This window comes from Gemmatimonas groenlandica (assembly GCF_013004105.1).
Lineage (GTDB): Bacteria > Gemmatimonadota > Gemmatimonadetes > Gemmatimonadales > Gemmatimonadaceae > Gemmatimonas > Gemmatimonas groenlandica.
Map to the genome: position 1 here is coordinate 599,475 of NZ_CP053085.1, position 11,587 is coordinate 611,061.

Consider the following 11,587-nt stretch of genomic DNA (forward strand, 5'->3'; position numbering starts at 1 on the left):
AGATGAAGGGACTTGTCGTATGCTTCATAAAGCCGAGGTCAGCAATAGTGATTCGCGATTTCGATGTCATCGTCGTCGGCGTTGGCGGGATGGGGAGCGCCGCCACCTATCAGCTCGCCGCTCGCGGGCTGCGCGTGCTGGGTATCGAACAGCACGAGCTCGGCCATGGCTTTGGCTCCTCCCATGGCCTCACCCGTATCATTCGCCTCGCCTATTTCGAGGACCCGTCGTATGTGCCGTTGCTGCGCCGCGCGTTTACCCTCTGGCGTGAGCTGCAGGACGGCATGGATGAGCCGTTGCTGCATGTCACCGGCGGGCTCGACGTGGGATTCGCCGGCAGCCACGTGTTCGAGGGCTCGCTACGCAGCTGCCGGGAGCACGACCTGCCGCACGAGGTGCTCGACGCGTCGGCCCTGGCGTCGCGCTTTCCGGGATGGCGACCCGCGGCGAATGCGATGGCCGTATATCAGCCCGACGCCGGTTTTCTCACGCCGGAGCGCTGCATTCAGTCCTACGCCGAACGCGCCCGTTCGCTTGGCGCTGACATTCGCACGAGGGAGCGCGTACTCGACTATTCCGCCAGCGGCGGGAGTGTGCGCGTTCGCACCGATCGCGGCGAATATGAGGCCGCGCAACTCGTGTTGACCGCCGGGCCATGGATGCAGGAGCTGGCGCCGTCGCTGCGATCGCTGCTCACCCCCGAACGCCAGGTGCTCGGCTGGTTCGACATCGCCGACCGCGCCCGCTTCGCGCCCTCGGCGTTTCCGGTATTCGTGCTCGAAGCCGACGAGGGCATCTTCTACGGCTTCCCCGAGTACGGCGTGCCGGGCTTCAAGATTGGCCGCTATCACCATCTCGCTGAACGCGTTCGTCCGGACACTGTAGACCGTGTCTGTCATCCCCGTGACGAAGCGGCACTACGTGACGCGGTATCGCGCTACTTCCCCGAGGCCAACGGTGCACTGCGGTCGTCGGCCGTGTGCCTGTTCACGAATACGCCCGACGAGCACTTCATCATCGATCGCGCGCCGGGCTCGCCGGAAGTCCTGCTGGTGTCACCCTGCTCCGGGCACGGCTTCAAGTTCTGCAGTGTGATCGGCGAGATCTGTGCCGATCTGGTGCAGCACGGCACCACGTCGCACGACATCGCGCTGTTCGGACTCGAGCGGTTCCGCGGCGCCCTGAGTTAGCCCCAGAGTGCGGCAGTGGGCGGCTGCATCACGCCGTCGGTGAACACGATGGCATGGTCACGATCGTGCGTTTGCAGCAGCGGGCCGTCGAGGTCGACGTAGCCGCAGCGCTGGCCCACGAGAAAACCCGGTGCCATACCCAACGACGTGCCACACATGTTGCCCACCATCAGCTGCAGTCCGTGCACGAGCGCTTCGTTCGACATCTTCAGCGCTTCGGTGAGCCCGCCGCACTTGTCGAGCTTGATGTTGATGAACTGATAGCGCCCGAACAGCTCGGCCAACGATTCGCGATCGACGCACGACTCGTCCGCGGCCAGGGGAAGTGGTGACTGCAGCCCGTCGAGTTGCGCGTCCTCGAAACGCTTGACGGGTTGCTCGACCATCTCGACGCCGAGCGCGGCCAACGGCGGCAACACGCGCTCCAGCAGATCGCGGTTCCACGATTGATTGGCATCGACGGCAATGCGCGCGGTGGGATGTTCTTCGCGCACCCATCGTACGACGTCGATGTGGCGATCGGCGTCGCACTTGATCTTGAGCAGCGGATACCGGCGGGCCGCGCGCGCTTTGCGTCGCGTGTCCGACTCGCTGCCAAGTCCGAGCGTGAGTACCGTGGTGAGTGGACGAAGCCCCGGCAACGCGGCGTACTGCCACGCCGGTACACCGGACTGCTTGGCCCGCAGATCCCAAAGGGCGCAGTCGATCGCGTTGCGCGCGCCGCCCGAGGGAAGCAGCTCCTGCACGGCTTGCAGCGTCGCGTCATTGACCGTATCACCAGACGTGGCGGCCACGACCAGCGGCAGTGCAAACTCGATCTGCGCCTGCAGCATCTCCGGCGTTTCCCCGTCGTAGTCCACGCCCGCCGCCTCCGCGCGGCCCACGTTCCCCGCGCTATCGGTGAGCATGAGCGTGATCAGGGGAATCGCCGTCATCACGCCACGCGCGATTTCGAACGGCTCGACCAGGTCCCACTGCTCGATGGCCACGGCGCCGGTGATCATCGGCCGATCAGGAGGCGCAACCGCAGCCCGACCCACATCCGCCACCGCCACCGCCTCGCATCGGGGCTGCCGCCGCGGCGCCAGTGAACGTGGCAAGCCCACCCGAGAGCACACGTCGCACCGGCGCGCCGGTGTCCGGGTGCGCGGTGAGGCAGGGCTCCGACATCGACTGACGCAGTTCAAACGTCTGTGGGAACTCGGCCTCGGACTGCGGGATGGTTTCGTACACGTAGACGGGCATGGTCTAATGGCCTGGCGGGGAAGGGTGATCGCCGAGTGGCTGGCACGGAAAGATACGCCCGCGGTCGGGGCATGATGAATAGCTTGTGGGAAGGGTCTCCGCTTCTCCACATGATTGGCGAGTATCGACGATGAGTATGCCCCGGTCTACGCCCCGCGCGATCATCGCCGGGTTCGTGCTGTCGCTCGTGCTCCCGATAGTGTCGCCGTTGGCGGCGCAACGTGAGGGCTACGTAACCGTGCCAGACGGTGCCCGCTTGTTCTATCGGGTTGCGGGCAGCGGGACCGACACGCTGGTCGCGATCCACGGTGGCCCGGGCGTGGATCTGGAGAGCATTGCGGGCGACTTCACGCCACTGACCGCGCGGCACACGGTGATCTTCTATGATCAGCGCGGGGCCGGGCGATCGACGTTGCCCGCCGATACCACGACACTTTCGGCGACGCAGCAGATCGCCGACCTGGAGGCCGTTCGTATGCACTTTGGCATCGACCGTCTCACGCTGATCGCGCACTCGTATGGTCCCCTGCTGGCCGCGACGTACGCGATCGCGCATCCGGAGCACATGCGTCGGATGATCCTCATGGGCCCCGTGCCGCCGCGGCGAGGTGAGTTCTGGGCGCGTTTCGCCAAGAACTCGGCAGCCCGCATGGACAGCACGCTGCGGCGTCAGTCGGCCGAGGCCAATCGCCGGTTGCAGCGGGCCACGACCGACGACGAGATTCGTTCAGCGTGTCGCGACTACTGGCGCGCGGCGATGGTTCCGCGACTCGCTGAGCCGGCACGCACGCTGCCGATGATTCATTCTGACCTGTGCGCGTCCGACGCGCGCGGCATTCGTTTCGGACTGACCACCACGAATCGGCTGGTGATGGGTTCGTACGGTGACTGGGATATCCGGCCGCAACTTCGCACGCTGCGCGTGCCCACGCTGGTGATTCACGGCGAACAGGAGGCGATCCCAATGGATCTGGTCGAGGAGTGGGTTTCCTCGTTGCCGAATGCGACGCTGGTGCGTGTACCGCGTGCGGCGCATTTCGCCTATGCCGAGCGCCCCGACGTGGTGTGGCCGGCGGTTGAGGCGTTCCTGAAGCGGTGACCCGGAGTCTGTCGATTCGCGGACATTCGCGTGCATCCGCGGTCAGGCTGTTCACGTTCGGGGCTCTGACAGAAAAGCTTACCGCGGATCGGCGCGAATGCTCGCGGATGAACAACACATTCAAGATTGATAACGTCGCGCGCGACGGGGGTCGGCTCGCACAGTCAATCCGCGGTCATTCGCGGTGGATTCAACCCGTCAGTGCAACAGCATGCGCTAAAACTACCGCGGGTGTTTGAAAGTCGAGTGTTTTGCGTGGCCGTGTGTTGAGTCGGCGCGCAATCTGGTCGAGCTCGCGCTGCGTGACGCCGCGAAGGTCGGTGCCTTTGGGGAAGTACTGGCGCAGCAGGCCATTCGTGTTTTCGTTCGACCCGCGCTGCCACGGACTGCGGGGATCGCAGAAGTACACGGCGACGTTCGTCGCCACTGAAAAGCGCCGATGCTGTTGCATTTCATGACCGCGATCCCAGGTCAGGGTCGTCATCAGCTGCCCCGGGACGCGGGCGACCTCGCGAATGAGCGCGTCGACGACGTCCTGCGTCGCTTTGCTCGGTACCTGCACGAGATGGACATAGCGCGAGTGCCGCTCGACCAAGGTGGCGATGACGCTTTGGCCGAGGCCCATCAGCAGATCGCCTTCCCAATGGCCCGGTAACGCGCGATCCTCGATCGCCGCGGGGCGCTCGCTGATCGCCACGGCGTCTTTGATCTGCCCCCGGGCATCCCCCGCCGTGGTCTTCGCGCCGCGATGGGCCCGCACGCACCGCAAATGGGCCACGAGTTCCTTTTTCAGGACGCCGCGGGCTTGGACAAACAAGGAGCGATAAATCGTCTCGTGCGACACGTGGAATGCGTTCTCCGTCGGATACGTCCGGCGCAGCCAGCCCGTGATTTGCGCGGGGGACCACTGCGCCGCCAGCTTCGCGGCGACGAGGCGCCGCAGCGGGCCGTGCGTGGCGAGGCGACACGGTTGCGGCCGCGCCGCGCGCTGCCACGCGGCGGCCTCCGCCGCCACCGCCCGATAGCGCGACGGCCCCCCGTTCCGGGCAATCTCGCGTGTGACCGTCGATGGCGCGCGGTTGAGCGCACGGGCCAGCGCGCGGGCGCTCTGCCCATCAGCCAGCCCACGCGAGATGACTTCGCGCTCGTCGGGCGTCAACGCGGTCGTGGCCCGGTGCGGCACCGCCGGGGTGTAGCCCCCGTGGGCGCGAATAGCATTCTGCACCGTGCCCGGATGGCGCCCTAACCCGTCTGCGATCCGGGCCATCGTGGTCCCCGCTTTGAACTGCGCCCACAGGGTCCGTTGTTCAGTGGGGGTCAGTCGATACCGCCGCGTCGCCATGCAAGCCTCCCGAGAGTGAACACGTAAAGTGTTGCACTGACGGGTTGAATCCACCGCGTCAATCCGCGGTTCAGCTGTTCCGAAACCAGGGCACCGAATTCCCACCTGAACTTACATGCGAACGCCCGGACTCGAACCGGGATGGGTCGCCCCGCCAGCTCCTAAGGCTGGTGCGTCTACCAATTTCGCCACGTCCGCAAACTCGCTCCCACAACATAACTAGTGCGCCGAAAGGACAATGGGCGGCGTCGCCTGTGCGACACCGCCCATTGTGGTCCTGCGGAGCCAATTGGCCAGCGATCAGCCGCCCACGCGGATGTTGACCACGCGCTGCCCCACGCGCGGATCCATGTTCTGTACCAACAGGCTCACGTAGTCGCCGTCCTTGAGGCCCGACAGCACACCCTGCAGGTCGTTCACCGTCTTCACGGCGCGACGCGGCGTGGGATAGAGCACTTCCAGCACGATGTCGCTGCCGGGTGCAAGTTTGTCGCGCGCGGGGCCGTCTTCCGCCACATCCGACACGCGAACACCGCGGCCGCCGAGCTTCATGCGCTCGGCCACGTCGGCCGGAATCGCTTCGACGGTGATACCGAGCTTGCCCGCAGCCGGCACCACCTTCGGGCCAGCTTCCGGCAGCGCAGCGACACGGCTGATCGCATCAGCTTCCACCAGCTTCACCTTGAAGCTCTTCTTGGTGCCGAAGCGCATGACTTCCACCGGCACCAGATCACCCACGCGGCGCGAACGCACCACGCGCTGCAGTGAGCTCACGCGGTCTACCGGCTTGCCGTCCACCGTGACAATGATGTCGCCGACTTCGATGCCGGCGGCCTTGGCCGGACCACCGTCGGCCGGGTTGAAGCCGGCCACCTTCACGCCTGCCACGCGAGCCAGGCCGTTAATGCCGGCATCTTCCGGATCGATGCGACCCACCGACACACCCATCACGGGCAGTCGTACGCGGCCTTCCTTGATCAGGTCATCGGTGACAGCCTTCACCAGCGTAATGGGAATCGCGAAGCCGTACCCCGAGTAGAAGCCGGTCTGGCTGGCGATGGCGCTGTTCAGGCCGATCACTTCGCCGCGCAGGTTGATGAGTGGGCCACCGGAGTTACCCGGATTGATCGCGGCGTCGGTCTGGATGAAGTCGGAGATCGTGAAGTTACCGGCGTTCGGCAGCTGGATTTCCGAGCCACGTCCCTTGGCCGAGATGATGCCAGCCGTCACCGTGAAGTCGAGACCCAGCGGGTTGCCGACGGCGAGCACCCAGTCGCCGATACGCGTGGTTTCGTCGTTACCGATCGCGAGCGTTGGGAGACCCTTGGCGTCGATCTTCACGACGGCCACGTCGGTGGTGGAATCGGTGCCGATCACCTTCGCCTTGAAGGTGCGGCCATCGCTGAGCGTGATTGACACCTGGTCGGCGTCGGCCACCACGTGGTTGTTCGTGACGATGTACCCGTCCTGCGTCACGATGAATCCCGAGCCTTCGCCGCGCTGCTGCCTGGGCTGCTGCGGTCCGAACTGCTCGAGAAAATCTTCCATGCCCTGCTGGTTCCGATTCCGCGCCTGTGGACGCGGTCGCGCCATGCGGGTGGTGTTTACCGCCACCACGCCGGGCGTTACGCGCTCGGCGATGTCGGCGAACGAGCTGCCTTCGGGGGCCATGGGGCCGCGCACGGAGGCCGAGCGCGACGTCGTGCCACCCTGCGCCCAGCTGATCTTCGTCCAGTCCATGCCGGACGCGAAGAGGACGCCGGCGGAAAAGCTCACCGCCGCGGCAGCGGCGAAGCGGAATCGGGAGAAACGAGAAGCCATGTGTCTGAACCCGGTGAATGCGGTACGAGCGATGTGCTGAATAAAACTGACCTGCACCCTGCGATACGATAAGACACCGGACCCCCGCTTTCAGTTTCCGCGGGAATCCGGTGTCTCAATCAACTGCCAGCTGGCGCGACCAGGTGGCGCTTACTTCTTGGTGTCGTCGACGATCTCGTAGTCGGCTTCGACCACTTCTTCGGCCTTGGCGTCACCCGCTGCCGGCTCACCGGCCGGCGCTTCACCGCCTTCGGGAGTGGCACCTTCAGACGACTGCTGCTGATAGAAGGCCTGTCCTGCTTCACTGTACGCCTTCGTCAGTTCCTCCTGCGCGGCCCGGATCTCGGCCATGTCGTCGCCGCGGAGTGCCTTGCGCGACCGCTCGATCGATGCGTCGATTCGCTCCTTCAGCGCGGCCGGTACTTTCTCGCCCCACTCCTTCACGTTCTTCTCGACTTCGTACGTCTGAGAGTCGAGGCGGTTGCGCGTCTCGATTTCCTCACGACGCTGCTTGTCTTCGCCCGCGTTCTTCTCGGCGTCCTTGACCATCTTGTCGATATCCGAATCCGACAGGCCGCTGGACGCTTCGATGCGGATCTTCTGCTCCTTGCCCGACGCCTTGTCGCGCGCCGTCACATGCAGGATGCCGTTGGCGTCGATGTCAAAGGTGACCTCGACCTGCGGCATGCCGCGCGGAGCGGGCGGGATGCCCGTGAGCTGGAACTTGCCGATCGTGCGGTTGTACACGGCCAGTTCGCGCTCGCCCTGCAGCACGTGGATCTCGACCGTCGTCTGATTGTCGTCGGCGGTGGAGAACGTCTCCGCCTTCTTGGTCGGGATGGTCGTGTTGCGCGGGATGAGCACCGTCATCACGCCACCGAGCGTTTCGATGCCGAGCGACAGCGGCGTGACGTCGAGCAGCAGTACGTCCTTCTGCTCGCCGGTGAGCACCGCGCCCTGAATGGCGGCGCCGACGGCCACGACTTCGTCCGGATTGACGCCCTTGTTGGGCTCCTTGCCGAAGAACTCCTTCACCACCTGCTGAATCTTCGGAATACGCGTCGAGCCGCCGACGAGGATGATCTCGTCGACTTCGCTCGGCTGCATGCCGGCATCCTTGAGCGCCTTCTTCATGGGCTCGAGGGTGCGCTGAATCAGATCGTCCACGAGCTGCTCGAACTTGGCGCGCGTGAGCGAGTAGTTCAGATGCTTCGGGCCCGACTGGTCGGCAGTAATGAACGGCAGGTTGATGTCGGTGCTGTTCGCACTCGACAGCTCCATCTTCGCCTTTTCTGCCGCTTCTTTGAGACGCTGGATCGCCATCGGATCCTTGCTCAAGTCGATCGCCTGATCGCGCTTGAACTCGGCCACCAACCAATCCATCACACGCTGGTCGAAGTCGTCGCCGCCGAGGTGCGTGTCACCGTTGGTGGACTTCACTTCGAACTGGCGCGTGCCGTCGACGTCGTACAGCTCGAGGACGGAGATGTCGTACGTACCGCCGCCGAGATCGAACACGGCGACCTTTTCGTCGGTCTTCTTGTTCTTGTCGAGGCCGTAGGCGAGGGCCGCCGCCGTGGGCTCGTTGATGATGCGGAGCACGTCGAGACCGGCGATCTTGCCGGCGTCTTTGGTGGCTTGGCGCTGCGCGTCGTTGAAGTACGCGGGCACCGTGATGACGGCTTTGGTGACGCTGTGGCCGAGGTAGTCTTCGGCGGTCTGCTTCATCTTCTGCAGGATCATCGCCGAGATCTCGGGGGGCGTGTAGCGCTTACCACCCACTTCGACGGAGGCCACATCGTTCGGGCCGGCGACGATCTTATAGGGCACGCGCGACTGCTCGGCCTGCGCTTCGGTCGTCCGCTGACCCATGAAGCGCTTGATCGAGAAAATCGTATTCTGCGGGTTCGTGACGGCCTGACGCTTGGCGATCTGGCCAACGAGGCGCTCGCCATCTTTCGTAAAGCCGACGACCGACGGGGTCGTCCGACCGCCCTCGGCGTTCGGGATGACCACGGGATCGCCACCTTCCAGCACGGAGACCACCGAGTTGGTGGTTCCCAGGTCGATGCCGATAACTTTTTCAGCCATTGAGGTCTCGTTGAGGAGTTGCAGCCTGTAGGGACTTCTTCGATACGTACTTTCTGTGTTCCACTGCTGCCCGTATCAGAGGCAAGGGGTGGGCCGCGGTAGGTCTGCCGGACCGGCGCAATTCTGGCGGTACGGGGTGGTTTGAGGGCTGTCGTGGAGGCAGTCTGCCAATTTGACTTGGTCGAGAGCGCCATGTTTCCAATTTCTGACGACAACCCGACGTTGCGGACTCCGGTGATGACCATCGGGCTGCTGGTAATCACCTGGGCCGTCTGGTTCTTCGTCCAGGGGGCGGGGAGTCCGCTGCCGCTGGCGGTCAGTGTGTGCAACCTGGGGATGGTGCCAGGGGAGCTGAGCCGGATGGCGCCCGTGGGGTTCGGCGTACCGCTTGGGCGCTTTGGCGATCAGGCGCTGGCCTGCGTGATCGACGACTACGCGATCAACTGGCTGACGCCGATCACCAGCATCTTCCTGCACGGCGGATGGGGGCACATCATCGGCAACTCGCTCTACCTGTGGGTGTTCGGCAACAACGTCGAAGACAGCATGGGTCGGTGGCGCTTCGTCGCGTTCTACCTGCTGACCGGCGTGGCGGCGGCCATGGCCCACCTGGCGGTCGACCCGTCGTCTCCCGTGCCGACGGTGGGCGCGTCGGGCGCGATCTCGGGGATCATGGGCGCGTACCTCGTGCTCTACCCGCGCGTGAAGGTGCGGACGTTCATTCCGCCCTTCTTTCTACTGCGCTTCCCGGCATGGGCGGTACTCATCCTCTGGTTCGGCAGTCAGGTCCTGGCGGGGCTGCCGGACCTGTCGCCGTTACGCCGAGAGATCTCCGGTGGGGTGGCGGTGTGGGCGCACGTGGGCGGCTTCGTGGTGGGGGCGTTGCTGGCGCGCTGGTTTGAGAACCCCGAGCTCGTACGGCGGAAGGTGGCCGTGAGCGACGCGAAAGTGGTTTGGCGCTGAACCGTTCGGTTCCGGCGCAGTAGGTCTCCGTCGTGTAACGATGGGCATCATACGTGGCGTTCTCGCACCGGTGACGTAATTGTTACGGTGCGCATGGTGACCCGTGGGCAGTCAGACCTCTTTCAGCCATCCGAGCCGTGAAGCTCTTTTCAAAAGACGAAACGTTTTTCGATCATTTCCGGCAGCTTGCCGTTTACATGGGCAGTGCGTCGACGCTGCTGCGCTCATTGTTGGAGAACCCGTCGGACGCCGCGCGCATTGCGGTAGAGATCAAGAAGGTTGAAACGGATGGTGACTCTATCGTCCATCTCATCAACCAGCGCATCGACACCAGCTTCGTCACGCCGCTCGACCGCGAAGACATCCACGTGCTGGCGACGCGCCTGGACAACGTGATCGATCTGATCAATGGCGCGGCCCGCCGCGTGGTGATGTTCCGGGTGACGGCGCCCCGCAGCGGCGGCGTCGAGATGGCTGACATTCTGGTGCGCGCCAGCGCGGAGATTCTGGCGTCGGTCGGCGATGTGACGAAGCGCGCGAAGATGCTGGACCATGGTCGCATCATCAAGCAGCTCGAAGAAGAAGGCGATGTGCTGTATGCGCGATCGGTCGGTGCCCTGTTCGAGCACGAGGAGCCGGCGATCGAAGTATTGAAATGGAAGGAGATCTTCGACGCGCTGGAGCACGCGATCGACGAGTGTGAGGATGTGTCGAACGTGCTCGAAAGTATTGCCCTCAAGAACAGCTGACGATCCGTGGTCTACTTCGTTCTGTTCATCGTGGTGATGGCGCTGGCGTTCGACTATATCAACGGGTTCCACGACTCGGCGAATTCCATCGCCACAATCGTCGGTACTCGCGTGCTGAGCCCCCTTGCCGCGGTCATCTGGGCGGCGTTCTTCAACTTCGCGGCGCTGTTCGTCGCGGGCACTGCGGTGGCGAAGGCGTTCGGTGGCGGCTTCATCGACATGAAGATCGTCGATCCGAACGTGATCCTTGCTGCGCTGCTCGGTGCGATCATCTGGAACCTGATTACGTGGTGGTTCGGCATTCCCTCCAGCTCGTCGCACGCGCTGATCGGCGGGTACGCCGGCGCCGCGGTCTCCAAGGCCGGATTCGCCGCGCTGTTGTGGGGCCCCAAGTGGATCGAGACCCTGTCGGCGATCGTACTGTCGCCGGCGCTGGGCATGCTGATGGGCTTCGGGTTGATGGTGCTCGTGTTCAATGTGTTCCGCCGCGCGACCAACGCAAAAGTCGACAAGTTCTTCCGCGCTGCACAGTTGACCAGCTCTGCCTTGTTGTCGTTGGCGCACGGCAGTAACGATGCGCAGAAGACCATGGGTATCATCGTCGCGTTGTTGGTCGCGTCGAAGGCGACGTTCGCGACGCAAACCGGCTGGCTCCACTTCTTCTATGTAGAGGATCTGAAGACCATCCCGCTGTGGATCGAGTTGGCGGCCTACGCGTGCATCTCGCTCGGCACCTTGTCGGGCGGCTGGCGTATCGTGCACACCATGGGTACGCGCATCACGAAGCTGAAGCCGGTCGGCGGCTTTTGCGCCGAAACCGGCGGAGCGCTCGTCATCCTGATGGCCACCCGGTTGGGGATTCCCGTCAGTACGACGCACACGATCACCGGCGCCATCGTCGGCGTCGGCGCCACGACGCGGCTCTCGGCGGTACGCTGGGGATTGGCCAGCCGCATTGTCTGGGCGTGGGTGATTACGATTCCCGCGGCCGCGACGATGGCCGCGCTTTCCTACCGTCTGCTCGCGGCCATCCATTCTGTCTGATTCGCCACCTGTCCGCCGCGGTACGCCGCGCCGGACCGCAGCC

10 protein-coding genes and 1 tRNA gene are annotated in these 11,587 nt (G+C 64.5%); 5 read left to right on the forward strand and 6 right to left on the reverse strand.

All coding sequences use genetic code 11. The annotated features are described in order from the left end of the window. The first annotated feature begins 47 nt into the window (after positions 1 to 47). A complete protein-coding gene (gene solA / locus HKW67_RS02475) occupies positions 48 to 1,190 on the forward strand; it encodes an N-methyl-L-tryptophan oxidase (RefSeq protein ID WP_206044578.1) in 1,143 nt (380 codons plus the stop codon). On the opposite strand, the gene HKW67_RS02480 is transcribed toward solA, so the two are convergent. Beyond that, complete coding sequence (locus HKW67_RS02480) at positions 1,187 to 2,194, reverse strand: dipeptide epimerase (RefSeq protein WP_171223894.1); 1,008 nt, start codon at positions 2,192 to 2,194, stop codon at positions 1,187 to 1,189. The two genes, solA and HKW67_RS02480, sit on opposite strands and share 4 nt — an antisense overlap. A gap of 7 nt (positions 2,195 to 2,201) precedes the next feature. Continuing rightward, on the reverse strand, positions 2,202 to 2,435 hold the full coding sequence (locus HKW67_RS02485; protein ID WP_171223895.1) for an FmdB family zinc ribbon protein: 234 nt from the start codon (positions 2,433 to 2,435) through the stop codon (positions 2,202 to 2,204). A gap of 130 nt (positions 2,436 to 2,565) precedes the next feature. Between HKW67_RS02485 and HKW67_RS02490 the strand changes: the two genes are divergently transcribed. Then, a complete protein-coding gene (locus HKW67_RS02490; RefSeq protein ID WP_171223896.1) occupies positions 2,566 to 3,534 on the forward strand; it encodes an alpha/beta fold hydrolase in 969 nt (322 codons plus the stop codon). 190 nt (positions 3,535 to 3,724) lie between these two features. Here the strand turns inward: HKW67_RS02490 and HKW67_RS02495 are convergent, their stop codons facing one another. From HKW67_RS02495 to dnaK, 4 genes are all read right to left on the reverse strand, one after another. After that, the gene (locus HKW67_RS02495; RefSeq protein ID WP_171223897.1) at positions 3,725 to 4,876 is read right to left on the reverse strand and encodes an IS30 family transposase; all 1,152 of its coding nucleotides are present in this window, start codon (positions 4,874 to 4,876) and stop codon (positions 3,725 to 3,727) included. Between the two features lie 116 nt (positions 4,877 to 4,992). Then, positions 4,993 to 5,074: transfer RNA gene (locus HKW67_RS02500), tRNA-Leu, on the reverse strand. Between the two features lie 102 nt (positions 5,075 to 5,176). After that, positions 5,177 to 6,697, reverse strand: coding sequence for a trypsin-like peptidase domain-containing protein (locus tag HKW67_RS02505; RefSeq protein ID WP_171223898.1), 1,521 nt, complete (start codon positions 6,695 to 6,697; stop codon positions 5,177 to 5,179). A gap of 150 nt (positions 6,698 to 6,847) precedes the next feature. Continuing rightward, on the reverse strand, positions 6,848 to 8,788 hold the full coding sequence (gene dnaK / locus HKW67_RS02510; RefSeq protein WP_171223899.1) for a molecular chaperone DnaK: 1,941 nt from the start codon (positions 8,786 to 8,788) through the stop codon (positions 6,848 to 6,850). Between the two features lie 192 nt (positions 8,789 to 8,980). Between dnaK and HKW67_RS02515 the strand changes: the two genes are divergently transcribed. From HKW67_RS02515 to HKW67_RS02525, 3 genes are all read left to right on the forward strand, one after another. Then, a complete protein-coding gene (locus HKW67_RS02515) occupies positions 8,981 to 9,751 on the forward strand; it encodes a rhomboid family intramembrane serine protease (RefSeq protein ID WP_171223900.1) in 771 nt (256 codons plus the stop codon). Between the two features lie 137 nt (positions 9,752 to 9,888). Then, positions 9,889 to 10,500, forward strand: coding sequence for a DUF47 domain-containing protein (locus HKW67_RS02520; protein ID WP_171223901.1), 612 nt, complete (start codon positions 9,889 to 9,891; stop codon positions 10,498 to 10,500). 6 nt (positions 10,501 to 10,506) lie between these two features. Continuing rightward, positions 10,507 to 11,544 (forward strand): inorganic phosphate transporter, encoded by a 1,038-nt coding sequence (locus HKW67_RS02525; RefSeq protein WP_206044579.1) that lies wholly within the window; start codon positions 10,507 to 10,509, stop codon positions 11,542 to 11,544. Positions 11,545 to 11,587 lie beyond the last annotated feature (43 nt).

Excerpts from the sequence above, each read along its gene's own strand:
- HKW67_RS02480 (WP_171223894.1), bottom strand. The coding sequence starts at position 2,194 with ATGATCACCGGCGCCGTGGCCATCGAGCAGTGGGACCTGGTCGAGCCG.
- dnaK (WP_171223899.1), bottom strand. The coding sequence starts at position 8,788 with ATGGCTGAAAAAGTTATCGGCATCGACCTGGGAACCACCAACTCGGTG.
- HKW67_RS02485 (WP_171223895.1), bottom strand. The coding sequence starts at position 2,435 with ATGCCCGTCTACGTGTACGAAACCATCCCGCAGTCCGAGGCCGAGTTC.
- HKW67_RS02495 (WP_171223897.1), bottom strand. The coding sequence starts at position 4,876 with ATGGCGACGCGGCGGTATCGACTGACCCCCACTGAACAACGGACCCTG.
- HKW67_RS02490 (WP_171223896.1), top strand. The coding sequence starts at position 2,566 with ATGAGTATGCCCCGGTCTACGCCCCGCGCGATCATCGCCGGGTTCGTG.
- HKW67_RS02505 (WP_171223898.1), bottom strand. The coding sequence starts at position 6,697 with ATGGCTTCTCGTTTCTCCCGATTCCGCTTCGCCGCTGCCGCGGCGGTG.
- HKW67_RS02515 (WP_171223900.1), top strand. The coding sequence starts at position 8,981 with ATGTTTCCAATTTCTGACGACAACCCGACGTTGCGGACTCCGGTGATG.